We start from the raw sequence: 25,004 nt of genomic DNA, 5'->3' as shown, positions 1-25,004 counted from the left end.
AGGTACTGATTCATGGGCGCTCAACTCAGGGTCTACAAGCAGAAGATCTCTTCTGCTCAGACGACCAAGAAGATCACGAAGGCGATGGAACTCATCGCGGCTTCGCGCATCCAGAAGGCGATGGCACGCGTCAAGGCGTCCACCCCCTTCGCGCGGGCCGTGACGAGGGCCGTGTCCGCCGTCGCGACGCACTCGAACGTCGACCACCCGCTCACCCGCGAGCCCGAGACGATCCGCCGCTCCGCGGTCGTGATCTTCTCGTCGGACCGCGGTCTCGCCGGAGCCTTCAACTCGCAGATCCTCCGTGAGGGTCTCGAGGTGGCGGAGCTCCTGCGCGAGCAGGGCAAGGAGCCGGTGTTCTACCTCGTGGGCCGCAAGGCCGTCGGGTACTTCCAGTTCCGTCGCATCGCGGCCGCTGCAGAGTGGACCGGCGACACCGACACCCCCTCGTTCCACACGGCGGAGGAGATCTCGCAGACGCTTCTCGAGGCCTTCAACCGTGGCGGCGAGGACGGCGGCGTCGACGAGATCCACCTCGTGTACAACCGCTTCGTCAGCATGATGACGCAGTCGCCGGAGTCCGTGCGCCTGCTGCCGCTGGAGATCGCGGAGGCCGACGACTCGGAGGCGGGCAGCACCGTCTACCCGCTGTACGAGTTCGAGCCCGACGCCGAGACGGTGCTCGACGCGATCCTGCCGGTGTACATCCAGAGCCGCGTCTTCAACGCCCTCCTGCAGTCGTCCGCCGCCAAGCAGGCCGCGACGCAGAAGGCGATGAAGTCGGCCAGCGACAACGCCGACAAGCTCATCACCGACTACACCCGCCTGCGCAACAACGCGCGTCAGGCCGAGATCACCCAGCAGATCGCCGAGATCGTCGGTGGCGCCGACGCTCTCGCATCGAGCTGACAGACCCTCAGGAAAGAGACGAAGAAATGACCACCACCGCCACGGCTGAGCAGCCGGCGACCGCGGTCGTCGGGCGCGTCGCCCGCGTCAACGGTCCGGTTGTCGACATCGAGTTCCCGCACGACTCGATCCCCGACATCTACAACGCCCTGAAGACCACCATCGTGATGGGCGAGGAGTCCACCGAGATCACGCTCGAGGTCGCGCAGCACCTCGGCGACGACCTGGTCCGCGCCATCGCCCTGAAGCCGACCGACGGCATCGTCCGCGGTCAGGAGGTGCGCGACACCGGTGAGGCCATCTCGGTCCCCGTCGGCGACGTGACCAAGGGCAAGGTCTTCAACGTGATCGGCGAGGTGCTGAACCTCGAGCCCGGCGAGACCATCGAGGTCACCGAGCGCTGGCCGATCCACCGCAAGGCCCCGAACTTCGACCAGCTCGAGTCGAAGACGCAGATGTTCGAGACGGGCATCAAGTCGATCGACCTCCTCACCCCGTACGTGCTGGGTGGCAAGATCGGTCTCTTCGGTGGTGCCGGTGTCGGCAAGACCGTCCTCATCCAGGAGATGATCCAGCGCGTCGCGCAGGACCACGGTGGTGTGTCGGTGTTCGCCGGTGTCGGTGAGCGCACCCGTGAGGGCAACGACCTCATCCACGAGATGGAGGAGGCGGGCGTCTTCGACAAGACCGCCCTCGTCTTCGGCCAGATGGACGAGCCGCCGGGGACGCGTCTGCGCGTCGCCCTGTCGGCTCTGACGATGGCGGAGTACTTCCGTGACGTGCAGAAGCAGGATGTGCTGCTCTTCATCGACAACATCTTCCGCTTCACGCAGGCCGGTTCCGAGGTCTCCACGCTGCTGGGCCGCATGCCCTCCGCCGTGGGTTACCAGCCGAACCTCGCCGACGAGATGGGCCTCCTGCAGGAGCGCATCACCTCGACGCGCGGTCACTCGATCACCTCGCTGCAGGCGATCTACGTGCCGGCCGACGACTACACCGACCCGGCCCCGGCCACGACCTTCGCGCACCTCGACGCGACGACCGAGCTCTCCCGTGAGATCGCGTCGAAGGGTCTGTACCCGGCCATCGACCCGCTGACCTCGACGTCGCGCATCATGGACCCCCGCTACTTGGGCGAGGACCACTACCGCGTGGCCACGACGGTGAAGCAGATCCTCCAGAAGAACAAGGAGCTGCAGGAGATCATCGCCATCCTCGGTGTCGACGAGCTCTCCGAGGAAGACAAGATCGTCGTGTCGCGTGCACGTCGCATCCAGCAGTTCCTCTCGCAGAACACCTACATGGCGAAGAAGTTCACAGGCGTCGAGGGCTCGACCGTGCCGCTGAAGGAGACCATCGAGTCGTTCGATGCGATCACCCGGGGTGACTTCGACCACGTCGCCGAGCAGGCCTTCTTCAACGTCGGTGGCATCTCCGACGTGGAGGAGCGCTGGGCGCAGATCCAGAAGGAGAACGCCTGACCATGGCGCTGCATGTCAGCCTCGTCTCCGCCGACGCGGAGGTCTGGACGGGAGAGGCGAGCCTCGTCGTCGCCAAGACCGTCGAGGGCGAGATCGGCTTCATGTCCGGTCACGAGCCGGTGCTGGCCATCCTCGCCGAGGGTCAGGTCCGGATCACCCAGACGGATGGCGCCAAGGTGCTGGCGAACGCGCAGGACGGCTTCCTCTCCATGGAGGGCGACGTCCTGACGATCGTGGCCGGCAACGCGGCACTCATCTCCTGACAGTCCTGTACATCGCGTCCGCCTCGACACCCGCCCGGGTGTCGAGGCGGACGCGTCTCTTTCCCCTGAGGTCCCATGAAGATCCTGCTTCCGCCGTCCGAGACCAAGCGCGAGGGCGGTGACGGCGGTCCGCTGGATGTGCCCGCGCTGGCACTCCCGGACCTCACACCGCAGCGGACCGCCGTGATCGACGCTCTCGTCGCTCTCGCCGCCGATGAGGACGCGAGCCGGCGCGTGCTGAAGCTGAGCGATCGGCAGCGGGGGGACATCGCGCACAACCGTGTCATGAGGAGCGCGCCCACGATGCCCGCGGTGGACCGCTACACCGGTGTACTGTTCGACGCCCTCGACGCGGCGTCGCTCTCGACCGCCTCCCGTCGCTGGCTGGACGCCCACGTGTGGATTCACAGCGCTCCGTTCGGCCCGGTCGCGGCCCTGGACGCGATCCCGACCTATCGCCTGGCAGCCGGCACCACGCTTCCGGGGATGCCGCCGCTGCGTCGCCACTGGGCCGATCCGACGGCGGCGGCGATCGCGGCCGATGCCCCGGCTTTCGTGCTCGATCTGCGCAGCGAGGCGTACGCGGCACTCGGACCCGTGCCGGCCGGGGTGCCGTCCGTGTACGTGCGGGTCGTCACGGCGCAGGGGAGGGCGCTGAACCACTTCAACAAGAAGTCCAAGGGGCTGCTCGTCCGGGCACTTGCCGAGGACCGGCCGCGTCTCGGCTCGCTCCGTGGGCTGCACCGGTGGGCACAGGCGCACGACGTCGTTCTGCGGGACGGCGCCGCACCGGGGGAGATCGAGCTGGTCGTCGCCGACTGACGGTCCCGAGGCCGGCGAATCGCCCCCGGCGGTCGTTGCCGCCCCCTGGGCGCACCGCTACCATGTCCAATGCGAGGCGGGGAGTCTCGTGGCGGGGGACGAGAGCCGTCTCCCCTGACCAGAGAATGTGAGCCTCATGGGTTACGACGACTACGGAGCGGGCTATCTCGGCCTGCTCTTCGCCTACTTCTTCGTCATTCTGCTGATCGCGGTCGCCGGGTACGTCCTGGTGTCGCTCTTCTACATGAAGATCTTCCAGAAGGCCGGCGTGCAGGGCAACTGGCGTGCCTGGGTGCCCGTCTACAACATGATGATCTTCTTCAAGCTCGGTGACCTGAGCCCGTGGCTCGTCCTGTACGGCATCGCCGGCACGGCCCTGCTGAGCTGGATCGGCATCGGCTTCCTGTTCTCGCTCGCGCTCTCGGTGCTCTCGGTCATCGCCGCGTGGCGCGTGGGCCTCAAGCTCCAGAAGGACGCCGTCTGGGTCGTCCTCTACGTCTTCCTCTCCATCGTCTGGCTCGGTATCAACGCGTTCGACAAGTCGCGCTGGAACCCGAACATCCAGCCGGCCTCCTGGGCGGGCAACGGCTTCCTCGGCGACCGCACGGTGTGGGACGGCATTCCCGTCCAGCCGGCAGCGGCCGCCCCGCAGCAGGGCTACGGTGCGCCGCAGGGATATGGGGCACCGCAGGGCTACGGCACCCCGCCGCAGGGCTACGCGCCGCCGACGCAGGCGTACACGCCGCCTTCGGCACCCGGCTACGCGCCGCCCGCCGGCCCCACCGCCCCGGCGACGGGTGCGCCGATCCCTCCGGTGCCGCCCACGACGCCTCCGGCGCCTCCCGCGGCTCCGCCCACGACGCCTCCGGCCCCGCCCGCGGCTCCTCCCGCCGCTCCTCCGGCTCCGCCGACCACACCGAACGATCCCACGCAGCCGCCTGCGTGACGACGTGAGGAGAACCCCCGGTCTTCGGATCGGGGGTTCTTCGCGTCCGTGGCTCCTCCGTGTCCCCACATGCCGCTAACGTGGAGACATGGACTCGTCGCAGCGGAGGGAAGTCGTCCCTCCTCCCGTCGCCCCGCGCCCCGTCCACCGCCATCCCGGTGCGGTCCCGAGGAGCGAGTTCCACTACGATGTGTGAGTATCCTGCGCCCGCCCCATCCGCCGCAGGTCCATCGGAGGCAGTTCGTGGCTGAGACCAAGACGCACACCCTCACGGTTGCGCATCGTCCGTTGCGGCTGTCCTGGGCCGGCGTCACCGACCAGGGGCGCCGCCGGGAGACGAATCAGGACGCCCTCCTCGCCGAGTACCCGCTCTTCATCGTCGCGGACGGCATGGGAGGTCATGCCGGCGGGGAGATCGCGAGTCAGAGCACAGTCGCGCGCCTGCGGGCGATGGTCGATGCCGACGACGTCACCCCCTCCGCGATCGAGAAGGCTCTCGCGCTCGCGGTAGACGACATCGCCGAGCACCCGGACACCACCGACGAGGGGACCGGCACCACGCTCACCGGCGTCTACCTGGACGAACAGGGAGACGAGCCGCACTGGGTGGCACTGAACATCGGTGACTCGCGCGTGTACCTGCTGCGCGACGACCGGCTGCTGCAGGTCACGACCGATCACTCCGTCGTGCAGGAGCTCATCACCGCCGGCAAGCTCAGTCCCGAAGAGGCGGAGGGCCACCCGTACAGCAACGTGATCACCCGCGCGGTCGGTGCGAGCGAGCTCACGGCGCCGGACTACGTCACCATCGACGTGCGGCCGGGCGACCGTTTCGTCATCTGCTCCGACGGTCTCACGAAGGAGCTCACGGACTACGGCATCCAGCACTTCCTCCGCGCTCATGCCGACCCCGCGGAGAGCGTCGACGCGATGCTCGCGGCGGCCCTCGACAACGGAGGGCGCGACAACGTCACCGTGATCGTGCTGCAGGTCGACGATCCCGAGGATCCTTCCTCCCCACCCGCGGACTCGGGGGAGTAGCGCTCCGGACCCTGTGGAGAGGCCCTATCCGCCCCGGCGGTGAGCTCCACTGGAGGCATGCACTCCTCGCCCCTGGTCCTCCCGTCCGCCATGGCGCCGGCCCGGCGGCGCCCGCTTCCCCTCATCGCCGCCGTCGTCCCCGTGGGAGTCGGTCTGGCTCTCTGGTTCACGACCGGTGCGCTGCATGCGCTCTGGTTCGCGGCTCTCGGGCCGCTGATGCTGGGCGCGTCGCTCCTCGACGCAGCCCGCGGACGTCGTCGCGAACGGCGAGCCGAGGTGCTCCGGATGGACGCCGCATGGGCAGAGGTCGAAGCCCAGCTGCACCGCCGCCACGCGGAGGAGCGCGCAGACGAGGAACGTCGGCACCCGGATGCCGCCTCGTGTCTGCGCAGCCGCCCGTTGCAGGATGCCCGGCCGCCCGACCACGACACTCCGCTCGTCGTGGGACGCGGATCCCGGGTCAGCACCGTGCGCTGCGAGGGCGGTGACGACGAGCGCGCCGCTGCGTTCCGCCGCCGGTGCGGTGTCCTGGAAGACGCGCCGCGGGTCGTCCTCCTCGGTCGAGGAGTATGCCTGCGGGGCCCGCAGCCGCTCGCCAGGGCCGCCGCACGTGCGCTCGTCGTCCAGCTCTGTCTCCGCTTCTCCCCGACTGTGCTCTCCCTCGTCGGCGACCCGGCGCGGGACGGGGCGCTGGCGGGCTTCCCGCACATGCAGCAGGCGCGACGCGGTGGTTTCCGGCTCGCCCTCGCAGAGGAGGCCGCATCGGCCCCGAGCGCCGATGCGGTGATCTGGACCCTGCCGACCGGTGCGGACGTTCCGGACGGCATCACGACGGTGGTCGACATCGTGGAACCCGGTGCGGCGACTCTGCGCACCCCGGACGGCGAGGACGGGGTGGACGTCGAGTACCTGTCGTCGGCGCAGGCGACGGCGGCCGCCGAGCTGTGCGGCGGGAAAGGGTCCGCGACGGAGGCGACCGGGGCGGCGGTGGCGCTCCGGGACCTTCCGCAGCCACCGGTGGGCCCAGGCCTCCTCGTGGCGCTCGGTCGCGGAGCACACGATGCCCCGGTGATGGCCGACATCGTCGAGGACGGCCCGCACGCGATCGTGACGGGGATGACGGGGACAGGCAAGAGCGAACTCCTCATCACATGGGTCGCCGCCGTCTGCGCGGGGTACGGGCCGGAGCGGGTGAGTGTCCTCCTCGCGGACTTCAAAGGAGGGACGGCCTTCGATCGCCTGCGTGAGCTGCCGCAGGTCGTCGGCGTCCTCACGGACCTCGACGAGACGGAGGCGCGGCGCGGCGTCGCCAGCCTGGCCGCAGAGATGCGCCGCCGTGAGGGTGCCCTCGCGGCGGCGCAGGCGCGCGACGTGCGTGAGACCGACCTTCCCCGACTCCTGATCGTCGTCGACGAGTTCGCCGCCCTGCTGCAGGAGCACACAGAGCTGGCGGCGGTGTTCACCGACGTCGCGGCGCGGGGGCGCGCCCTGGGCATGCACCTGGTCCTCGGCACGCAGCGCGCCGCCGGGGTCATCCGCGATGCGCTCGCGACGAACTGCCCGCTGCGGCTGAGCCTGCGCGTCGCCGAGACTTCTGACAGCAGGGCGATGCTCGGCACCTCCGGCGCCGCCGAGCTTCCCGGCGGAGCGGAGGGCCGAGGCCGTGCGCTCCTCCGTCGCCCGCAGGACGACGAGCCGCTGCCGGTGCGCATCGCCCTCACCGATGACGACGTCATCCGACGGATTGCGCAGCGATGGGCGGGAGCGCCGACGTCTCCACCTCCGTGGCGACCCGCTCTCCCGACGCGCCTCCCGCTCGACGCGCTGCTGACCGCTCGGGCAGGGTCCGCGCCTTCGGAAGCCGGGCCCTGCCTGGTGCTCGGACGCGCTGACGAGCCCGAGAATCAGGCGCAGCCGCTGGAGGTTCTGCATCCTGGCCGCGACCGCGGGCTCGTGGTCCTCGGCGCCCCGGGAACGGGGCGGACGACAGCCTTGCGTGTGATCGCGGCGCAGCATCGCCACAGCGGGTGGTTCCCGGATGATCCCGAAGCGGCCGTCGACCTGCTCGCCGCGTGGGTCGAGGGCGGCACGGCGCCACCCGACGTCGTGCTCGCGGATGATCTCGATCTGCTCCACGCGCGCCTGCCTCTCGACGTCGGCCACGAGTTCGTCCAGCGGTGGGAGCAGCTGGTGCGATCATCGGCCACCGTCACCTGGGTGCTCGCGGCCGGTCGGGCGACGGGTCCGCTGGCCCGCGTGCTGGAGGCACTCCCGCGTCGGGCCCTGCTGCGGATGCCGACCCGCGTCGAGCACATCGCCGCGGGCGGCGAGGTCGCTCACTTCCGACGCGATCGTCCGCCGGGGAGGGCCGTGTGCGGAGAGCGGGAGATGCAGTTCGCCTGGGTCGAGGGTCCCGGGGTGGAGTCGCGCTCCGGAGAGCTGCGGGGGAGCACGCCGGTGTGGGTGCCGCAGGCGGAGATCACGGCGTTGGTCACCCCGGGCGTCGTCGGCGTCGTCGCGGCGTTGGCGGCCGCGCATCCCGACTGCGACGTACAGGCGGTGGGTCCGGAGGTGAGGGGAACGGGGCGACCGCTCGTGCTGGTGGGCGATGCCGAGATCTGGCAGCGTCAGTGGGCACTGTGGCAGCGGGTGCGATCGCAGGGGGAGGTGCTCATCCGGGCGGAGCGGCCCGGCGAGCTCCGCCAGCTCGTCGGCATCCGCGCTCAGCCGCCGTACGCGCGACCGGACGCCGGGCGGGCCTGGTCCGTGATCGGAGACCGCCCTCCCCGGCGGGTGGTCCTCCCGGCGCTGGACCGGCGATGACGGTCAGCGGCACGGGGACGACGAGGTCGGGTCAGATGCCCGCACCCGGACGGATCGCGCCGACGTTCGCGCCGCCTCCGAGCACCGTGAGCGGCAGGGAGTCGGCCAGTCCGGTCACGTCGGCGTCGCTGAGCCCGCCCGCGCGTGCCAGCAGCGTGGCGGCCACGATCGTGGACGCGCGTGCGCCGCCGTCGAGCATCTTCAGCGCCACCGTGGTCCCGTTCGGGGCGACCATCACCATGACACCCTCCGCGCCGCCCTTGGCGAAGACCCCGAGCCGTTCGATCGCGATCGTGTCAGGGCGCCCGGGGCCGTCGATGGTCCAGGGGTTCTCGCGCACCGCCTTCACCAACGAGCCCGCCACGCGGTGCAGCGCGAAGGGGGAGCGCTCGGAGGCGGTTCCGATGCGGTGGATCGCGCGGGCCAGTCCGGTGAGGCTGAGCGCGTACACGGGGGCACCGCAGCCGTCGATCGCGGTGTGGGCCATCTTCTCGCCGGTCAGCCGGGCGATCACATCGCGGATGTGCGCCTGGAGCGGATGCGAGGGGTCGAGGTAGCCGTCGGTCGGCCACCCTGTCGCGACGCAGGCGCGGAGCATCGCGGCGTGCTTGCCCGAGCAGTTCATGCGGATGCGCGCCTCCTGGCCGTGCTCGCGCACCATCTCATCGCGGGTCGCGGAGTCGCTCGGCCAGGCGGGAGGACACGCGAGGTCGTCCTCGTTGAGGCCGCCCGCGGTGAGCATCTCGCGCACGACCTCGGCGTGCCGATCGGTGCCGGAATGGCTCGCCGTCGACAGCGCCAGCTGCTCGCCCTCGAGTACCGCACCGGCGGTGAGGCAGGCGACCGCCTGCAGGGGCTTCAGGCTGGAACGGGGGAGGATCAGCGCATCCGCATTCCCGTGCCGCGCGACCACCTCGCCCTCGGGGGAGAGCACCACGGCCGCCCCGGCGTGACGCGACTCGATGAACCCGCTCCGCTCCACGACGGCGAGCTCGACGGAATCCTGAACGGTGAGAGTCTCCAGCACCCGACAACTCTACCGGCGGGTCCGGCCCAGCCTGGTCGGGTGCCGAGTCGGCGCCGTGTCGGCCGCACCTGGCAGACTGAGCGCATGCCAGAGCAGACGACTCCGCGGTCCCTCGGCGAGCATCGCTACGCCCTCACCTCCACCTGGACCGGCAACACCGGATCCGGCACGAGCGGCTACCGGGACTACCGCCGCGATGTCACGATCGAAGTCGCGGGCAAGCCCGAGCTGCTCGCCTCCTCCGACAAGCCGTTCCGCGGCGATCCGGCGCGGTGGAATCCGGAGGATCTGCTGCTGGCCTCGCTCTCCGAGTGCCATCTCCTGTCGTACCTGCACGCCTGCGTGACGGCCGGAGTGGTGGTCGTGTCCTACCGGGACACCGCGAGCGGCCTGATGCGCGAGAACGGCGCCGGCGGCGGTTCCTTCGTCGAGGTGCTGCTGCGCCCGGAGGTCGTCGTCGCCGAGGCCTCGATGATCGAGGCGGCCGAGCGCGCGCACGCTCAGGCGAACGAGTGGTGCTTCATCGCCAACTCGGTCAACTTCCCCGTCCGGCACGAAGCGACGGTGACGGCCGCCGGCTGAACGGACTCCTCAGCGGCGTTCGTGCGGGAGCGCCTGCTTGATCTTCTCGATCGTGTTCTGAGCCGGCGCCTCGTTGTAGGTGCCCGCGAGCTCCTGTCCGGAGAGCGCGTGGATCGCGGCCATGATCTCGTCGGTCGCGAGCCGGCGCGCGCGGCCGCTCGTGGCCGGTCCGTGCGGCGACAGATCCAGGGGCTCGCCGAAGCGCACGGTGATCCGCTCGGACAGCGTGGGCATCTTGGCGCCGACCGGCATCACCTTGTCGGTGCCGATGAGTCCCACGGGGACGACGGGTGCTCCCGTCTGCAGAGCGAGGAAGGCCACGCCCGTGCGCCCCTTGTACAACCGGCCGTCGGTGGAGCGGGTGCCCTCAGGGTAGAGCGCGACGGCGAGGCCCTCGTCCAGGAGCTGACGCTGCAGGTCTAGGGCGTCCAGCGCCGCCTGGCCGGCGCCGCGGCGGACCGGGATCGCACCGATCGCCTCGAAGAACGTCTTGGACGCCCAGCCCTTCATGCCGGTGCCCTCGAAGTAGCTCGACTTGGCGAGGAAGTGCACGGGACGCGGAGCCGCCACCGGGATGGCGATGGAGTCGATGAACGACAGGTGGTTGCTGGCGAAGATCACCGGCCCGGTGGTGGGGACGTGCTCACGTCCTTCGATACGCGGCCGGTAGACGAGCCGGGCGAGCGGGGCGATGAGGCTGCGGCCGAGCGTGTAGGTGAAGCCGGCGTGCCGGGGCTTCGGGGAGTCCTCTGAGGGGGTTTCGGGGTCCACGGACTGCTCAGAGCTCATCAGAGCAGGCTACTCCCGGATCCATGCCGGCGTGGGAATGAAGACTCGCGCCGCCGCTTCCCAGCGCGAGCAAAGGGCGATGAGGCAGGATGGAAGCTCCCGCCCGCGATCGTGAGGTCTTCCTGTGCGCACCCGTCCGCTGCTCGTCCTGTCCACCGTCGCTGCGGCGACCCTGCTGCTGGCGGGATGCTCCGGGAACGGCGATCCGCAGAGCACCTCCTCTCCGGACGCCTCCGGGTCGAGCCAGTGCCTCGTGAACGCGAAGGCCGGCGACACCTCGGACGCCATCGAGGTGGACGGCGAAGGTCTCGACGCCAAGATCACGGTTCCCGCCGATGCGGAGTTCGCGAACGTCGAGCGGACCGTCGTGTCCGAGGGCGAGGGAGACGACCTCGCGGCGAACGACCTCGTCTCCGTCCAGTATCAGATCGTCGATGCCGCCAGCGGCGACGTGGTCGACTCGTCGGCGCGCGGCGAGGACGGCACGCTCCCCGTGCTCCTCGACCCGAACCAGTCGTCGCTGTTCGTCGCCGCGCTCGAGTGCGAGCCGGTCGGATCCCGCGTCGTCCTCGCCATCCCCGGCAGCGCGCTCGGTGAGGGGCAGAGCAACATCGTCGTCTACGCGGAGGCCGTCGACCGGCTCCCCGAGGTCGCCTCCGGCAAGGAGGTCGAGCCGACCGCCGGCATGCCCGAGGTCGAGCTCGACGACGATGGCAAGCCGTCCGTCACGATCCCGGACGGCGATGCGCCGACCGAGACGAAGGTCTCCGTCCTCAAGCAGGGCGACGGCGCAACGGTGGCGTCCGGCGACCTCGTCGTGGTCCAGTACCTCGGGGTGAAGTGGTCCGACGGCGAAGAGTTCGACTCCAGCTGGAGCCGCGATGCGGCCCCCGCCCAGTTCCAGACGACCGGAGTCGTCGCCGGGTTCCAGAAGGCGCTCGAGGGTCAGAAGGTCGGTTCGCAGGTTCTCGTCGTCATGCCGCCGTCCGATGGCTACGGCGCGAGCGAGGGGCACGAGCTGCAGGACGAGAGCCTCGTGTTCGTCGTCGACATCCTCGCCACGACTCCGGTCCAGCCGCAGCAGTAGCCGCGGCCCGGGAGAGCCGGCGGCGTGTCCTAGGCTGGCGTCATGCGTCGCGTCATCATCCTCGGCTCCACCGGTTCCATCGGCACGCAGGCGCTGGATGTGATCCGCGCCAATCCGCGACGCTTCGAGCTCGTCGGTCTCGCCGCGGGGTCGAACGCCACGATGGTGGCCGAGCAGGCGGCGCAGTTCCAGGTGGAGCACACGGCTCTCGGCGCGGTCGAGGCGGAGCAGCTGGTCCGCGACGTCGAAGCCGATGTGGTGCTGAACGCCATCACCGGCTCGATCGGTCTCGGCTCGACGCTCGCTGCGCTGGAGGAGGGGCGGACCCTCGCGCTGGCGAACAAGGAGTCGCTGATCGTCGGCGGTGATCTCGTGCTCGCCGCCGCGGCACCCGGGCAGATCGTCCCCGTGGACTCCGAGCACTCCGCGCTCGCCCAGGCCCTGCGCTCCGGCACACACGATGAGATCCGCCGTCTGGTGGTCACGGCCTCGGGTGGCCCGTTCCGCGGCAGGTCGCGCGACGAGCTCACCGGAGTGACCCCGGAACAGGCGCTGGCGCATCCGACGTGGAACATGGGTCGCACGGTCACCACGAATTCGGCGACCCTGGTCAACAAGGGGCTTGAGGTCATCGAGGCGCACCTGCTGTTCGACGTGCCCTACGACGACATCGACGTCGTCGTGCACCCGCAGTCGATCGTCCACTCCATGGTGGAGTTCGTCGACGGCTCGACCATCGCGCAGGCCTCGCCGCCGGACATGCGTCTGCCGATCTCGCTGGGCCTGGACTGGCCGCACCGCGTGGGCGGTGTGGGCCGTCCGCTGGACTGGACCACGGCGACGTCCTGGACCTTCGAGCCGCTCGACGACGACGCCTTCCCCGCGGTGGCGCTCGCAAAGGCCGTCGGGCGCGCCGGAGGCACTTTCCCCGCCGTCTACAACGCCGCCAACGAGCAGGCCGTGGACGCGTTCCACGAAGGGCGCCTGCCGTTCCTCGGCATCGTCGACACCGTGCAGCGGGTCGTCGACGCGCACGACGCTCCGGACGCGTTGACCGTGGAATCGCTCGCGGCGGCCGAGGACTGGGCGCGGCGGAAGGCCGACCAGCTCATCGCCGCCGTCTGACGCGGCGCGGGCTCAGTCCTCGTCCGGGTACGGCACGGGCCAGCGCGGCTCCGGCACCGGCCAGCCGGCGGCCTTCAACGCACGCCGGGAGAGCTCGCGGGCCGAGTACGGCGTCCGCACCCCTCGGATGTCGCGGTAGTCCTGGTGCCCGGGGCCGGCCCAGAGGATCGCGTCGCCGTCGCCGACGAGTCCGACGGCGGCCACGATCGCGGCCTCCGGCGGGGAGTACTCGTGGATCTCGGCGTCGGGACGGGCGCGACGCGCGCCGTCGACGAGCGTCGCGCGGATCGACGCCGGGTCTTCGAATCGCGGGTGGTGATCCGTCACGACGAGGATGTCGCTGCCCTCCACCGCGGTGCGAGCCATGTCGAAGCGCTTGCTGGCGTCCCGGTCCCCGTCGGCCCCGAAGAGCATGAGCACCTTGCCGGGAGTCACCCGCCGCACGGCGGCCAGGGTCTTCTCGAAGGCGTCGGGCGAGTGGCCGAAGTCGACGAAGACGGCCGGCCCCCGCGCGCCTGAGACGAGCTGCGTGCGCCCTGGCAGGTAGGCGTGGATGCCGCCGTCGCGCTGCAGGGCCTCGACGATCCGCTCCCAGGCATAGCCGCCCTCGAGCAGCATGACGATCGCGAGCGCCGCGTTCGCGGCCATGTGGGGGCCGATCACCGGGACGGTCGTGGTGAGCGTGCCAGCCGGTCCCGTCATCGTGAACGTCGTTCCGGTCGTCCGCTCGTCGTCGATGACGACCACCCAGTCCGCTCGCGATGCCTGATCGGCGTCGGCGGCGATGGAGGGCGTCCCGACGGTGATGACGGGGATCTCGGAGCGCTCCACGACCAGGGCCCCGGAGGAGGAGTCGAGGCACACGACGCCGCGGACGGCGCGATCGGGCCGGAAGAGCGGCAGCTTCGCCTCGAAGTACTCCTCCATGTCGGCGTAGTCGTCGAGGTGGTCGTGGCTGAGGTTCGTGAACCCCGCGACGTCGAACCGGATGCCGTCGACACGGTGCCGGGAGAGGGCCTGGGCGCTGACCTCGACCGCGACGGCCTCGACCTCGCGCTCCCGCATCAGCGCGAGCAGGGCGTGCATCTCCGAGGCCTCAGGGGTGGTGAGCCGCGAGACGATGACCTCGCCCGCGATGTGTCGTTCGGCCGTGGAGGAGAGCCCGGTGACGACGCCCATCTGTTCGAGGATGCCCTCGAGGAGGTGCGAGACGCTCGTCTTGCCGTTCGTCCCGGTGGTCGCGAAGAGGAGGGGAAGCGGGTCCTCCGCTCCCGTGCCGTACACCCAGGCGCTCAGCGCGCCGAGCACGCCGCGGGGGTCGTCGACGATGAGGATCGGGAGGCCGGCGTCCGCGGCGATGTCGGCGCCCGCCTGGTCCGTGATCACGGCGACCGCCCCCTTCTCGGCAGCGGTCTTGGCGAAGTCCGCGCCGTGGCGGTTCACGCCGCGGATCGCGACGAACGCCTCGCCGGGACGCAGGTCCGCCGTGGCGAGGGTGATGCCACTGAGAGCGACGCCCTCCACGTCGCCGCGCACGGAGCGGGCGAATCGGGAGGCGAGTTCGGACAGCTCGCGCCGGGGCGGGTTCGCGGGGCGGAGCACGGGGGGCAGGGTCGGCTGTTGTTCCATCGACATGTCGTCTCCATGTTCTCATGACGGCGGTGTCGGCCCGGGCGGGTCGGTCCGCCGCGCGCCGGAGCCGGGCGCGGCGGACCCGGGGCTCAGGCGCGGCGGCGGAACGCGAGCACGGCGACCACGAGAGCCGCGACACCGGCCAGGAGGCCGCCGGCGCCCAGCGCGATACCCAGGGCGTCGTCGCCGGCATCGGCCGTCGCGGGCTGCGGTACGGTGCTCGTGCCGTGACCGCCCTCGGCGTTGTCCGTCACCGTCACGACGGGAGCGGGGGAGTCGAGGTCGTGAGGGTCCTCGCCCTTCTCGGCGAGCTGCGTCCACTCCGTCGCCCCGTCGACGCACTGCTGGACCACCGGGAAGGCGAGCGTCTCGGGCGTGTCCTCATCCAGTCCCACCGACATGCTCACGGCGCCGCGGAGGTCGGTCGGCACGGGCGTGAGGGCGGTGTAGGTGACCGCGCTCACGAGACCGTCGTCGCCGCGTTCCACCTGGATGCTCCAGTCGCCGTCGAGCGTCGGGGCGACGGAGGCGAGGCCCTCCGGCATGGTGACGCGCAGGGCTGTGGTGGGCGAGGTGCCGCACCCGTGCGAGAAGGAGAAGGTCAGCACGCCGTGGTCACCGGCGGCGAGCTCGTCCGGGCTGACGGTGACGTGGGCGCCGGCCATCGCCGGGACGGCGAGGGCGAGGGCGAGTCCGCCGATGATGCCGGTGGCTCCGAGGAGGGCGCGGCGCGGACGGCGGGGGCGGATGGTGGGGTTCGACATGGGGTCTCCAGATGCTCGTGTGGGGGCGCGCGGGAACAGCGCGGCCCGAAGGGGCCGTCTCTCGAGGACGGCAGGGTCGGCGGGGCGGCTCAGCCGCCGACGGGCACCGGCGGACCGCGCCGCGACACCACCACGGTCATCGCGGCATCGAGCGGAGAGCGGAGAGCGGAGCGCAGCGGACGCGGCGGTGCGGGAGGCGCGGAGGTGGGAGTCGCCGCGCGCCGGAGCGCGGCCTGGAACCAGCGGGCGATCGCGCGCAACACGCTCTCGCCGTGCCACAGCAGCAGCGTGGTCAGCACCGCGCAGGCGAGGTGCGCCGACAGCATCAGCGTGTCCGGGCCGGGAGCCGGGGACAGCGGTGCGAGCGCGCCCAGGTCGAGGTGATGCGCGTGCGTGCCGATGACGGACGCGCCCCCCGCTGTGGGCGCACCCAGAAGCTGGAAGAGCAGATGGAACGCGGCCTGCGCCAGGAGCACGGCGACGGCGACCCGTGCGCGTGACGGCCGACCGCCGGCCACCGCGGCGGAGAGCGGGACGAAGAGCACCGCGACGGCGGCGATGAGCAGGGGGTGCGGAGCGGCGCCGCCGGCGAGCGTGTGCGACACGGCTGCGAGGAGCGTGGCGATGGCGGACACGGCGGCGGCGCGGAGGAAGCGCAGCTGCCGGGATGTCATCCCGCCAGCCTAGCCATGCTGTGCGAGCCGGGCGGATTCCTAGGCGGTGGGCAGTAGCGTGGGCACGTGGAATTCCTGCTCTATCTGGGCGGCATCGTGTTCATGCTGATCGGCCTCGGGCTCTCGATCGGTCTGCACGAGGTCGGTCACCTCGTCCCTGCGAAGCTCTTCGGCGTGCGTGTCGGCCAGTACATGATCGGCTTCGGGCCGCGCCTGTGGTCGAAGCGGATCGGCGAGACGGAGTACGGCTTCAAGCTCCTGCCTCTCGGCGGCTTCATCTCGATGTCGGGGATGTATCCGTCGTCGAAGGACAGCGGACCCGCGTCCGGCGCGTTCCGCACGCTCATCCAGGATGCGCGCTCGGCCAACGACGAGACGATCGCCGAAGGCGCGGAGGATCGGGTCTTCTACAAGCTGCCGGTCTGGAAGCGCGTGATCGTCATGCTCGGCGGACCGCTCATGAACCTCGTGCTGGCCGTGGTCATCTTCACCGTCCTCGTCAGCGGAATCGGCGTGCAGCAGGGCACCACGACGGTCGCGGCGGTGAACGAATGCGTGGTCCCTGCCTCATCGTCGGCGACCGAATGCGGTGCCGACGATCCGGAGTCTCCGGCGGCGGCGGCCGACGTGCAGCCCGGCGACGTCCTCGTCTCGATCGACGGGACACCGGTGGCGACCTTCGCCGAGGCGACTGCGATCGTGCAGGCCTCGCCGGGACAGCCCCTCGATCTCGTCGTGCGCCGGGACGGCACGGAGCAGACGCTCACCCTCACGCCGATCGCCGCGGAGCGCACCATCACGGATGCGAGCGGGCAGCCGGTGCTCGACGACGACGGCGAACCCGTCGTGAAGGAGGTCGGCTACGCGGGCATGATCGCGCAGATGGGCTACGTGCAGCAGCCGCTCACCGCCGGACCGCAGATGGCGGCGGACACGGTCGCCCGGGTCGGCTCGCTCATCGTCACGCTGCCCGTGCGGCTGTGGGACGTGGGCGTGTCGTTGGTGACGGGTGGGGAACGCGATCCGAACGGGCCGCTGAGCGTCGTCGGTGTCGGGCGTCTGGCGGGCGAGGTGGCCGCGACGGACGCGCCGGTTCTCAACCGCTTCGCCGTGCTGCTCGGCCTCCTCGGGTCGCTCAACGTCGCGCTCTTCGTGTTCAACCTCATCCCGCTGCTGCCCCTCGACGGCGGACACATCGTCGTCGCGCTCTGGGAAGGGATCAAGCGGGCGTGGGCGAAGCTCTTCCGGCGGCCGCCGCCGGCTCCGGTCGACGCCACGAAACTCGTCCCGCTGACCGTCGTCGTCGCGACGCTGCTGATCGCGATGGGAGCTCTGCTGTTGGTGGCCGACCTCTTCAACCCGGTCAAGCTGCTGGGCTGAGCGACCGGGACGCACTCAGCGCAGGGCGTGCGCGACCAGACGCTCCAGCGTGCGGATGCCGTCGCGGGACAGGATCGACTCGAGGTGGCCCTGCACCGATGCGAACCCGTCGCCCCGGAGGGCGTAGACGTCGCCGGTCGCCGGATCCGCCGACACCTCGGCCGCGCCGACGGTCAGCGTACCCGGGTCCACCCGCGCTGTGAACGTGTTGTAGAACCCGATCGACGCGTCCTCGCCGAAGATCGGCACGGCCTTCTGCAGCCCCTGATGCGGAGCGTCGAGGGGCGTCAGCGCGATCCCCATCCGGTCCGCCAGGATCTGGTGGCTCAGGCAGACCGCGAGCAGCGGGGCATGCGCCTGCAGGCGGGCCGCCACGACCTCGCGCATCCGGGCGATGCGCGGGCTCGCGTCGTCTCGGGGGTCGCCGGGGCCGGGGCCGGCGACGACGAGATCGGCCGTCTCGACCGCCTCGTCGTCCACGTCGTCCCAGGACGCGATGGTCACGTCGAGCCCGAGGTGCCGCAGCTGATGCGCGAGCATCGTCGTGAAGCGGTCCTCGGCGTCGACCACGAGGGCGGAGCGGCCGGAGAACGGCCCCGTGAAGTCCTCACCCTGCGGGTTCAGCCAGAACTCGGCGAGGCGGGCGTTGCGCGAGGAGAGGAGCGCGGCGACGTCCGGGTCGTCGGCGAGACGCCGGGGCTCACCGGGGGCGTCGGCGTCGCTGCGGGCTTCCGCCACACGGTCCCGGTCGATCGCGCCGATGGCGCCGAGCACACCCGCTGCCTTGCCGTGGGTCTCGGAGACCTCGCCGTGCGGGTCGGAGTGGCGGACGAGGGTGGCGCCGACGGGAACGCTCAGCTCGCCGTCCTGCAGATACACCGTGCGGATGAGGATCGGCGCGTCGAGGTCGTGGCCGCCGTCGGCGTTGGGGGTGAAGAGCGCGGCGACGCCGGAGTAGTAGCCCCGCGGCTTGCGCTCGTGCCGCCGGATCACGGCGCAGGCGTTCTGCATGGGGGAGCCGGTGACGGTGGGGGCGAACATCGTCTCGCGGAGGATGTCCCGGGGGTCCAGAGCGCTCCGGCCGCGCAGCATGTACTCCGTGTGCGTCAGCCGCGACATCTCCTTCAGATGCGGGCCCGTGATGCGTCCGCCGTCGGCACAGACGGCGCTCATCATCTTGAGCTCCTCGTCCACGACCATGAACAGCTCCTCGGTCTCCTTGGTCGAGGCCAGGAAGTCGGTCAGCGTCTCCTTCGTCGCGCCGCCCGCCGGATGCCGGAAGGTCCCCGAGATGGGGTTCATGGTGACGACGCCACCGCGGGCCACGACGTGCGCCTCCGGGCTCGCCCCCACCGCGATGTGGCCGGGGGTGAACACCGCGAACGTCCAGTAGGCCCCGCGCTCATGGGCGAGCAGAGCCCGGAACCAGGTGAGGGCCGCCTGCCGTTCGTCCGCCTCGACGGTCGCCGTGAAGTCGCGACGGATGACGAAGTTCGCCCCCTCGCCGCGGCCGATCTCGTCGGCGATCACGGTCTCGACGATGGCGGCGTACTCCTCGTCGGCGATGTCGAAGCCCTCGTCGCGCAGTGGGATCGGCGCGGTGGGAAGCGCATCGAGCACAGCCGCGGTCGGCAGATGGAGGTGCTCGTCCACGACGATGCAGCGCAGCGGCGCCCCGTCGTCCTGCGCGACGAATCCGCGCTCTCGGACCTGCCGGTAGGGGACGAGGGCGAAGACCTCCCGGGGCTCTCCTTCGGACGTCAGAGGGATGTCGGAGAGCAGCTCGACGTCGGTCACGGCGCCGGTGAGCAGCTCCACGGTGTCCGCGCCGTCACGGGCGATCAGCACGAAGGACGCGGTGGGATCGGCGCTGAGCTCGTCGAGGCGAGAGAGGGTCATCGATGTCTCCTGTGCGAGGGCTCCGGCTCGGCGCAACGAAAAGACCGCCCCGGAGGCGGTCTGGGTTCGAGGGAACGCGAACACACCGCCTAGGAGGCGGGCCACCAGGTGATGTGCGCGATCATGGGGCGAAACTACCACACCCGCCGCATCCAGCCCTTCCGCATCCTGGCGGCGTAGGCTGGGATCGTGCCAGCAGTGAATCTTGGGATGCCGAAGGTCCCCGAAGTCCTCGCCCCGCGTCGCAAGTCCCGTCAGATCAAGGTGGGCAAGGTGCTTGTCGGCGGCGATGCGCCCGTCAGCGTGCAGTCGATGACGACGACGAAGACCACCGACATCAACGGGACTCTGCAGCAGATCGCGGAACTCACCGCCTCCGGCTGCGAGATCGTCCGCGTCGCCGTGCCGTCGCAGGACGACGCGGATGTGCTGCACATCATCGCGAAGAAGAGCCAGATCCCGGTCATCGCGGACATCCACTTCCAGCCGAAGTACGTCTTCCAGGCGATCGACGCCGGCTGCGCCGCCGTGCGGGTCAACCCGGGCAACATCCGGAAGTTCGACGACCAGGTCGGCGAGATCGCCAAGGCAGCGAAGGACGCGGGTGTCTCGCTCCGTATCGGCGTCAACGCGGGCTCCCTCGACCGTCGCCTGCTCGAGAAGTACGGCAAGGCCACGCCGGAGGCCCTCGTCGAGAGCGCTGTCTGGGAGGCGTCGCTGTTCGAGGAGCACGACTTCCACGACTTCAAGATCTCGGTGAAGCACAACGACCCCGTCGTGATGGTCAAGGCCTACCGCCAGCTCGCCGAGCGGGGCGACTGGCCGCTGCACCTCGGTGTGACCGAGGCGGGACCGGCCTTCCAGGGCACGATCAAGAGCGCGACCGCCTTCGGCATCCTGCTGGGGGAGGGCATCGGCGACACCATCCGCGTCTCGCTGTCCGCGCCGCCGGCCGAGGAGGTCAAGGTCGGTCACCAGATCCTCCAGTCCCTCAACCTCCGGGAGCGCAAGCTCGAGATCGTCTCGTGCCCCTCGTGCGGTCGGGCTCAGGTCGACGTCTACACGCTCGCGGAAGACGTCACCGAGGGGCTCAAGGAGATGACGGTGCCGCTGCGCGTCGCCGTCATGGGCTGCGTCGTGAACGGCCCGGGTGAGGCACGCGAGGCCGACCTCGGTGTCGCGTCCGGCAACGGCAAGGGCCAGATCTTCGTCAAGGGCGAGGTCATCAAGACCGTCCCGGAGGCTGACATCGTCGCCACCCTCATCGAGGAGGCGAACCGCATCGCCGCCGAGATGGGCCCGGACGCTCCGCTCGGCACCGCCCAGGTCGTCACCGCCTGATCCGAGGAGTGCCGTGTCCGACATCCTCCTGCCCGCGCCGGTCCAGACGATGATCGACGCGATCAATGCCGGAGACACCGAGGCCTTCGTTGCCGCGTTCGCCGTGGGAGGCTTCGTGAACGACTGGGGCACCGTCAAAGCCGGCGCCGACGGCGTACGCAGCTGGGCGGACAGCGACGCGATCGGCGCCGGGGCACGGATGACCGTGCTCTCCGCCACCACGGACGGCGACATGACGCGCATCCGCTTCGGGTGGAGCAGTCGCGTCTTCAACGGCGAGTCCGATGGGATCTTCGTCGTCGACGGCGACCGGCTCGCCAGCTTCACGATCCCGCCGTCCCACTGACACCCCGTGCCTGATCGGCACCATCGTTCCGTCGTCTCTCCGAGGAGCCCCATGACCACGCCCACGATCGTCACCTTCCCGGACGGCAGCCTCCGCGGAGACGCCGTCGTGACCCGCGTGGCGGACGACGCCGACGGAGCCGTGGTCGTCGTCGACGCCACGCCGTTCCACCCCGTCGATCACACCTGGCCCGATCAGCCCGGCGATACCGGCGAGATCTCCGGCGAGGACGGAGCCGTCCACGTGACCGAGGCGCTCATGGCGGCGGTCTCGGATGACGGCGCGTTCGCGGTGGGCAGCGCGATCCCCGTCAAGCGCGGGACCGAGGGGTGGACCTGGCTGGTGGGCCAGCGGCTCGATGGTGCCGCGCCCGCCTGGCTCGCGGAGGGGACGCGCGTGGCGCTCTCGGTCGACGAGGCGCACCGTGCCGGCCTCAGCCGCGGTCACACCGCGTGCCACCTCGCCTCCCTCGCTCTCGATATCGCCGTCTCGGACCTTTGGCGCAAGGACCCGGGGGAGGATGCGCTGGGAAACCCGGACTTCGAGGGACGGGCGAACCAGTCCAGCCGCATCCACGAGGACGGCGCCGTCGACGAGTACCGCCTGGGCAAGAGCCTGCGCCGCGCGGGATTCGACACCGAGACGTTCGCGGCGACGTTGTCTGACCGCGAGCACCGCATCAATACGCAGCTCGCCGCGTGGGTCGCCTCGGCTGCCGCGAGCCGCATCGAGGTGGACGGACCGACGATCGTGGACCGGCGGCGCTGGCACTGCGAGCTCCCGGAGGGCGAGGCCGTCATCCTCTGTGGCGGCACCCACGTCCGTTCCCTCGCGGAGTTCGCCGCCATCACGGTGGCCCTGGACCTGTCCGACCCTCAGCTGCTCGTGATGACGACGACTGCGACCCCCGCCTCCTGAGCCCTCGCGTCAGGCGATCACGCGAGGACAGGCGCCAGCCGCCGGTGTCGCCTGCTGTCGCGTGACTGCCTGTGAACGAGTGAGGTCAGCGCACGAACCCCGCCTGCACTCGACCACCCGCCATCGTCAGCTCCTCATCGACCCGCGCCGCGAAGCCGGGGAAGTCTCCAGCGAGCAGCGGGGTGCTGAGCTGGTCCGCGCGCTCGGGGCTCCACGCGCGCAGACGTCGGGGGAGCCACTTCCCGGATCCGATCCACTGCCCGCTGGCCAGCAGCATCAGCTCGGCCATGCGCTCGAACAGCAGGCCGGCGACGACGCGCTGCTCGAGAGGGTCCGTCGCGTCCTGGAGGTCGTCGAGGAGATCGGTGATCACGTACCGCCGGATCCGCGACTCCGTCTCACTCAGCACAGAGCCGAGAGCGAGCACAGCGGACCACCGCGTCCTCAGTTCCGCGAGCGCGGGCGTCGACCGGATCGCGGCTCCTTCCACGAGCATGTGCGCGATGACGGGGCGGTGCTGGGCCACGCCGCGGTCCGCCCACTCCCGGAACCCTTCCACCGTGTACGCGAACACCTCGAAGATCTCGTCCTCGAACGCGTGGGTGGCGGCCTCGCTCACCTGTGACACGTCGGCGAAGAGGTCGTCGTCGATGAGGAGGAGGTCGATGTCACTGGTGGGCGTGCGCTCCCCACGGGCCGTGCTCCCGGCGACGATCGCGATCCCTGCACGCGGATACCGCGCCGCGAGGAAGCGCTCGATGCGCTCTGCCTGATCCATCTCGACAGGGTATCCGGCGCGGACGCAGGCGGCCGCTGCGGTACAGGCAGTCCTGCCCGGGAGCGCCTGACTCGGCGTCTTCGCCTGATCCCCGGCCGCGGGCTCAGACGGCGAGCTCGATCTCACCCGTCCCGATGTCCACGCGCACGACGCGCACCTGCACCACATCGCCGGGCTTGGTGTCGGGGGTCACCGGCGCGGTCGTGGTCACCGCAGGGTCTGCGATCTGGACGGCGGCCCGCTCGCCCCGGAGCTCGATCACCGTGGCCTCGATGGTCTGTCCGACGAGCGGAGTGAGCAGCGCGGCCTCGACGCGGTTCACGGTGTCCGCGTCCAACTGCGACGCCCGCCGACCCGATTCCTGCATGAGCGCGGGGAGCTCTCCGAGGGAGGAGCGGGCCCATCCCGGCACCGGCTGCCCGGTCGACACGGCGAGGCAGATGGCGAGCACCCAGCGGTCGACCAGTCGGCGCAGGGGTGCGGTCGCGTGCGCGTACGGTGCTCCGATCGCGGCCTGCACGGCGTCGGCGGGTGGTTCGCCGTCGAACACGAGGTACCCCGCGCCGCGGAACAGCGAGGCGGCGGCCTCCAGCACGGGGAGCGTCATCGGGTCGGAGCGGTCGAGGCCGCGGAGGTACTCGCCGTAGGTGCCGTCGGTCCACGGCCGCCCGAGTGCCTCCGTCTGGTGCCGGAAGGCCGCGAACGCCGCCTCGTCGGGTTCCGGCATCGTGCGGAGGATGCCGACGCCCGCGTCGATCATGAGCGCGGCGGCCGCCATCCCCGTCATGAGCGACAGCTGCGCGTTCCACTCCTCGGCGGGCAGCGGGCTGCGGCGCTCGATCGCGTAGGAGCCGTCGTCGGTGCGCACGACCTCCTCGTCCGGCATGTTCAGGCTGGCGCCACCGCGGCGGCGCTCCTGCTCCAGACGGAGGGAGCCGATCTCCGGCAGCAGGGCCGCGTGACCGCCGTCGCCCCGGTCGAGCGCCTCCTGGGTGGAGGCGTAGTCGAGCTGGGCCCGGGAACGGATGAGGGCGCGCTCCAACCGGAAGTCGATCACGGATCCGGCCGCATCCAGGTGGAACGTCCACACCAGGGCGGAGCGGTCGACGTCGGGGAGCAGGGAGGCACGGTCCTCGCTCAGCACGGGTGGGTGCAGCGGGATCGAGCCGTCCGCGGCGTACAGGGTCTGTCCGCGCCGGCGGGCCTCCGCGTCCACGGCACCACCGGGGGTGACGAAACCCGGCACGTCCGCGATCGCGTAACGCACCCGATAGCCGTCGCCGTCCCGTTCCAGGTGGAACGCCTGGTCGAGGTCGCGGGCACCGGCCGGATCGAGGGTCGCGAACGGCACATCCGTGAGGTCGAGGTCGGGGAGAGTCGCCGTGGCGGCTTCCGCCTCCGCGAGTACGTCGGCGGGGAACTCCGTCGACGCGTCCAGATCCTCCCGAAGGGCCGAGAGCGCCGCGGCGAGCTCGGTCTGGGCGGCGGAGGGGGCGACATGCGAGCGGCGCTGGGGCATGCTGCCAGCCTAGGTCGACCGCCGCAGGGAACCCGGGCATCCGGCCCGCGTGCCCGCACCGGCCGCTAGCGTGGGGACATGACCACTGCTGCCAAGGCCCAGACCCTCGTCGGACTCTATGACGCCCCGGAGATCCTCCGCGTGGTGAACGTGTGGGACGTCGTCTCCGCGCGTGCCGTCGCCGCACTGCCGGAGACCACGGCGATCGCGACCGCCGGTCACGGCATCGCGGCGTCGTTCGGCTACGACGACGGGGACACCCCGCGCGACGTCATGATCGACATGGTCGGACGGATCGCCGCGGCCGTGTCCGTTCCCGTCACCGCCGACCTGGACGACGGATACGGGGACGCCGGGGAGACCACCCGCCTCGCGATCGCGGCCGGCGTCGTCGGCGCGAACGTCGAGGACCGCCTCAAGCCGCTCGACGAATCGGTCGCCGTCGTCGAGTCCATCGTGAAGGCTGCGGAGGCCGAGGGCGTGCCCTTCGCCCTGAACGCCCGCACCGATGCGTTCGTGCGTGCCGGGTCGCGGCCCGTGGAGCAGAGCATCGCGGATGCCATCCAGCGCGGCCGCGCCTTCCTCGACGCCGGTGCCACCGCGGTGTTCGTCCCCGGCATCCTCGATGCGAACGTCACGCGACAGCTGGTCGAGGGCATCGGGGAGCGCAAGGTCAGCGTGATCGGAATCCCCGGGGCGCTCGCCGCGTCCGAGTACGAGAAGCTCGGCGTGGCCCGCATCTCCTACGGTCCGCTGCCGCAGCGGGTCGCGCTGACCGCGCTGCAGGAGCTCGCCGAGAGCCTCTACCGCGGCGGCGTCGTGCCGCAGGGGCTGCCGGCCCTCAACTGAGCGACGAGG

Annotated in this window: 23 protein-coding genes; 15 read left to right on the top strand and 8 right to left on the bottom strand. The window is 71.0% G+C overall.

Translation table 11 applies throughout. The features are described from left to right. Positions 1 to 12 precede the first annotated feature (12 nt). The 7 genes from AB0N68_RS12945 to AB0N68_RS12915 all read left to right on the top strand — a co-directional run bounded on the left by AB0N68_RS12945 (position 13) and on the right by AB0N68_RS12915 (position 8,285). On the top strand, positions 13 to 909 hold the full coding sequence (locus AB0N68_RS12945; protein ID WP_187663821.1) for a F0F1 ATP synthase subunit gamma: 897 nt from the start codon (positions 13 to 15) through the stop codon (positions 907 to 909). 26 nt (positions 910 to 935) lie between these two features. Next, entirely contained in the window at positions 936 to 2,390 is a 1,455-nt protein-coding gene (gene atpD, locus AB0N68_RS12940) for a F0F1 ATP synthase subunit beta (protein WP_187663822.1), read from the top strand. Between the two features lie 2 nt (positions 2,391 to 2,392). Then, complete coding sequence (locus AB0N68_RS12935) at positions 2,393 to 2,653, top strand: F0F1 ATP synthase subunit epsilon (protein WP_025103153.1); 261 nt, start codon at positions 2,393 to 2,395, stop codon at positions 2,651 to 2,653. 75 nt (positions 2,654 to 2,728) lie between these two features. Beyond that, positions 2,729 to 3,475 carry a YaaA family protein gene (locus AB0N68_RS12930; RefSeq protein ID WP_268776470.1) on the top strand — a complete coding sequence of 249 codons (747 nt, stop codon included), beginning with the start codon at positions 2,729 to 2,731 and terminating at the stop codon, positions 3,473 to 3,475. A 136-nt stretch (positions 3,476 to 3,611) separates the two neighbouring features. Then, positions 3,612 to 4,421, top strand: a complete 810-nt coding sequence (locus AB0N68_RS12925; RefSeq protein ID WP_313366711.1) for a large exoprotein — start codon at positions 3,612 to 3,614, stop codon at positions 4,419 to 4,421. 243 nt (positions 4,422 to 4,664) lie between these two features. Then, positions 4,665 to 5,462 carry a PP2C family protein-serine/threonine phosphatase gene (locus AB0N68_RS12920; RefSeq protein WP_187663825.1) on the top strand — a complete coding sequence of 266 codons (798 nt, stop codon included), beginning with the start codon at positions 4,665 to 4,667 and terminating at the stop codon, positions 5,460 to 5,462. A 57-nt stretch (positions 5,463 to 5,519) separates the two neighbouring features. Next, complete coding sequence (locus AB0N68_RS12915; protein ID WP_280568448.1) at positions 5,520 to 8,285, top strand: FtsK/SpoIIIE domain-containing protein; 2,766 nt, start codon at positions 5,520 to 5,522, stop codon at positions 8,283 to 8,285. A 31-nt stretch (positions 8,286 to 8,316) separates the two neighbouring features. On the opposite strand, the gene AB0N68_RS12910 is transcribed toward AB0N68_RS12915, so the two are convergent. Next, positions 8,317 to 9,312, bottom strand: coding sequence for an asparaginase (locus tag AB0N68_RS12910; RefSeq protein WP_259953683.1), 996 nt, complete (start codon positions 9,310 to 9,312; stop codon positions 8,317 to 8,319). An 84-nt stretch (positions 9,313 to 9,396) separates the two neighbouring features. On the opposite strand from AB0N68_RS12910, the gene AB0N68_RS12905 reads away from it, so the two are divergent. Continuing rightward, complete coding sequence (locus AB0N68_RS12905) at positions 9,397 to 9,894, top strand: OsmC family protein (RefSeq protein WP_259953684.1); 498 nt, start codon at positions 9,397 to 9,399, stop codon at positions 9,892 to 9,894. 9 nt (positions 9,895 to 9,903) lie between these two features. Here AB0N68_RS12905 and AB0N68_RS12900 read toward each other — a convergent pair whose 3' ends face one another. Further along, positions 9,904 to 10,683, bottom strand: a complete 780-nt coding sequence (locus tag AB0N68_RS12900) for a lysophospholipid acyltransferase family protein (protein WP_259953685.1) — start codon at positions 10,681 to 10,683, stop codon at positions 9,904 to 9,906. A gap of 124 nt (positions 10,684 to 10,807) precedes the next feature. On the opposite strand from AB0N68_RS12900, the gene AB0N68_RS12895 reads away from it, so the two are divergent. Continuing rightward, positions 10,808 to 11,770 carry an FKBP-type peptidyl-prolyl cis-trans isomerase gene (locus tag AB0N68_RS12895; protein WP_187663830.1) on the top strand — a complete coding sequence of 321 codons (963 nt, stop codon included), beginning with the start codon at positions 10,808 to 10,810 and terminating at the stop codon, positions 11,768 to 11,770. A 42-nt stretch (positions 11,771 to 11,812) separates the two neighbouring features. Further along, complete coding sequence (dxr, locus tag AB0N68_RS12890; RefSeq protein WP_187663831.1) at positions 11,813 to 12,895, top strand: 1-deoxy-D-xylulose-5-phosphate reductoisomerase; 1,083 nt, start codon at positions 11,813 to 11,815, stop codon at positions 12,893 to 12,895. Positions 12,896 to 12,907: 12 nt separating this feature from the next. On the opposite strand, the gene AB0N68_RS12885 is transcribed toward dxr, so the two are convergent. From AB0N68_RS12885 to AB0N68_RS12875, 3 genes are all read right to left on the bottom strand, one after another. Then, on the bottom strand, positions 12,908 to 14,524 hold the full coding sequence (locus AB0N68_RS12885) for a Mur ligase family protein (RefSeq protein ID WP_187664138.1): 1,617 nt from the start codon (positions 14,522 to 14,524) through the stop codon (positions 12,908 to 12,910). Positions 14,525 to 14,616: 92 nt separating this feature from the next. Beyond that, the gene (locus AB0N68_RS12880) at positions 14,617 to 15,291 is read right to left on the bottom strand and encodes a YcnI family copper-binding membrane protein (protein WP_280569756.1); all 675 of its coding nucleotides are present in this window, start codon (positions 15,289 to 15,291) and stop codon (positions 14,617 to 14,619) included. Between the two features lie 89 nt (positions 15,292 to 15,380). Continuing rightward, positions 15,381 to 15,965 (bottom strand): hypothetical protein, encoded by a 585-nt coding sequence (locus AB0N68_RS12875; RefSeq protein WP_187663833.1) that lies wholly within the window; start codon positions 15,963 to 15,965, stop codon positions 15,381 to 15,383. A gap of 66 nt (positions 15,966 to 16,031) precedes the next feature. Here AB0N68_RS12875 and AB0N68_RS12870 point away from each other — a divergent pair, with 66 nt between their 5' ends. Beyond that, positions 16,032 to 17,345: a M50 family metallopeptidase gene (locus tag AB0N68_RS12870; RefSeq protein ID WP_259953691.1), complete on the top strand. Its 1,314-nt coding sequence runs from the start codon at positions 16,032 to 16,034 to the stop codon at positions 17,343 to 17,345. Positions 17,346 to 17,360: 15 nt separating this feature from the next. Here AB0N68_RS12870 and AB0N68_RS12865 read toward each other — a convergent pair whose 3' ends face one another. Continuing rightward, on the bottom strand, positions 17,361 to 19,244 hold the full coding sequence (locus AB0N68_RS12865; protein ID WP_280569753.1) for a chorismate-binding protein: 1,884 nt from the start codon (positions 19,242 to 19,244) through the stop codon (positions 17,361 to 17,363). A gap of 210 nt (positions 19,245 to 19,454) precedes the next feature. On the opposite strand from AB0N68_RS12865, the gene ispG reads away from it, so the two are divergent. From ispG to AB0N68_RS12850, 3 genes are read left to right on the top strand one after another with little or no spacing between them, the layout of a single operon-like run. Continuing rightward, complete coding sequence (gene ispG / locus AB0N68_RS12860) at positions 19,455 to 20,585, top strand: flavodoxin-dependent (E)-4-hydroxy-3-methylbut-2-enyl-diphosphate synthase (protein WP_025103167.1); 1,131 nt, start codon at positions 19,455 to 19,457, stop codon at positions 20,583 to 20,585. A gap of 13 nt (positions 20,586 to 20,598) precedes the next feature. Next, the gene (locus tag AB0N68_RS12855; RefSeq protein WP_280569748.1) at positions 20,599 to 20,931 is read left to right on the top strand and encodes a nuclear transport factor 2 family protein; all 333 of its coding nucleotides are present in this window, start codon (positions 20,599 to 20,601) and stop codon (positions 20,929 to 20,931) included. A 51-nt stretch (positions 20,932 to 20,982) separates the two neighbouring features. Continuing rightward, entirely contained in the window at positions 20,983 to 21,849 is an 867-nt protein-coding gene (locus AB0N68_RS12850) for an alanyl-tRNA editing protein (RefSeq protein WP_292794236.1), read from the top strand. An 85-nt stretch (positions 21,850 to 21,934) separates the two neighbouring features. Here AB0N68_RS12850 and AB0N68_RS12845 read toward each other — a convergent pair whose 3' ends face one another. Further along, positions 21,935 to 22,627: a nucleotidyltransferase domain-containing protein gene (locus tag AB0N68_RS12845; protein WP_280569742.1), complete on the bottom strand. Its 693-nt coding sequence runs from the start codon at positions 22,625 to 22,627 to the stop codon at positions 21,935 to 21,937. A 103-nt stretch (positions 22,628 to 22,730) separates the two neighbouring features. Next, positions 22,731 to 24,146 carry an RNB domain-containing ribonuclease gene (locus tag AB0N68_RS12840; RefSeq protein WP_280569740.1) on the bottom strand — a complete coding sequence of 472 codons (1,416 nt, stop codon included), beginning with the start codon at positions 24,144 to 24,146 and terminating at the stop codon, positions 22,731 to 22,733. A gap of 78 nt (positions 24,147 to 24,224) precedes the next feature. Here AB0N68_RS12840 and AB0N68_RS12835 point away from each other — a divergent pair, with 78 nt between their 5' ends. Next, positions 24,225 to 24,995: an isocitrate lyase/PEP mutase family protein gene (locus tag AB0N68_RS12835; RefSeq protein WP_268776460.1), complete on the top strand. Its 771-nt coding sequence runs from the start codon at positions 24,225 to 24,227 to the stop codon at positions 24,993 to 24,995. The last annotated feature ends 9 nt before the right edge of the window (positions 24,996 to 25,004 follow it).

The organism is Microbacterium meiriae (genome assembly GCF_040685015.1).
In the GTDB taxonomy this organism is placed as follows: domain Bacteria; phylum Actinomycetota; class Actinomycetes; order Actinomycetales; family Microbacteriaceae; genus Microbacterium; species Microbacterium meiriae.
The sequence above is the reverse complement of the archived record's forward strand: the minus strand, read 5'-3'. Positions and strand labels throughout refer to the sequence as shown.

Bases quoted from the DNA above. Each gene is read 5' to 3' on its own strand.
- AB0N68_RS12930 (WP_268776470.1), top strand. From the start codon at position 2,729: ATGAAGATCCTGCTTCCGCCGTCCGAGACCAAGCGCGAGGGCGGTGAC.
- AB0N68_RS12900 (WP_259953685.1), bottom strand. From the start codon at position 10,683: ATGAGCTCTGAGCAGTCCGTGGACCCCGAAACCCCCTCAGAGGACTCC.
- AB0N68_RS12875 (WP_187663833.1), bottom strand. From the start codon at position 15,965: ATGACATCCCGGCAGCTGCGCTTCCTCCGCGCCGCCGCCGTGTCCGCC.
- AB0N68_RS12885 (WP_187664138.1), bottom strand. From the start codon at position 14,524: ATGGAACAACAGCCGACCCTGCCCCCCGTGCTCCGCCCCGCGAACCCG.
- AB0N68_RS12915 (WP_280568448.1), top strand. From the start codon at position 5,520: ATGCACTCCTCGCCCCTGGTCCTCCCGTCCGCCATGGCGCCGGCCCGG.
- AB0N68_RS12865 (WP_280569753.1), bottom strand. From the start codon at position 19,244: ATGACCCTCTCTCGCCTCGACGAGCTCAGCGCCGATCCCACCGCGTCC.
- ispG (WP_025103167.1), top strand. From the start codon at position 19,455: ATGCCGAAGGTCCCCGAAGTCCTCGCCCCGCGTCGCAAGTCCCGTCAG.
- atpD (WP_187663822.1), top strand. From the start codon at position 936: ATGACCACCACCGCCACGGCTGAGCAGCCGGCGACCGCGGTCGTCGGG.
- AB0N68_RS12925 (WP_313366711.1), top strand. From the start codon at position 3,612: ATGGGTTACGACGACTACGGAGCGGGCTATCTCGGCCTGCTCTTCGCC.
- AB0N68_RS12880 (WP_280569756.1), bottom strand. From the start codon at position 15,291: ATGTCGAACCCCACCATCCGCCCCCGCCGTCCGCGCCGCGCCCTCCTC.
- dxr (WP_187663831.1), top strand. From the start codon at position 11,813: ATGCGTCGCGTCATCATCCTCGGCTCCACCGGTTCCATCGGCACGCAG.
- AB0N68_RS12850 (WP_292794236.1), top strand. From the start codon at position 20,983: ATGACCACGCCCACGATCGTCACCTTCCCGGACGGCAGCCTCCGCGGA.
- AB0N68_RS12840 (WP_280569740.1), bottom strand. From the start codon at position 24,146: ATGCCCCAGCGCCGCTCGCATGTCGCCCCCTCCGCCGCCCAGACCGAG.
- AB0N68_RS12935 (WP_025103153.1), top strand. From the start codon at position 2,393: ATGGCGCTGCATGTCAGCCTCGTCTCCGCCGACGCGGAGGTCTGGACG.
- AB0N68_RS12945 (WP_187663821.1), top strand. From the start codon at position 13: ATGGGCGCTCAACTCAGGGTCTACAAGCAGAAGATCTCTTCTGCTCAG.
- AB0N68_RS12845 (WP_280569742.1), bottom strand. From the start codon at position 22,627: ATGGATCAGGCAGAGCGCATCGAGCGCTTCCTCGCGGCGCGGTATCCG.
- AB0N68_RS12835 (WP_268776460.1), top strand. From the start codon at position 24,225: ATGACCACTGCTGCCAAGGCCCAGACCCTCGTCGGACTCTATGACGCC.
- AB0N68_RS12905 (WP_259953684.1), top strand. From the start codon at position 9,397: ATGCCAGAGCAGACGACTCCGCGGTCCCTCGGCGAGCATCGCTACGCC.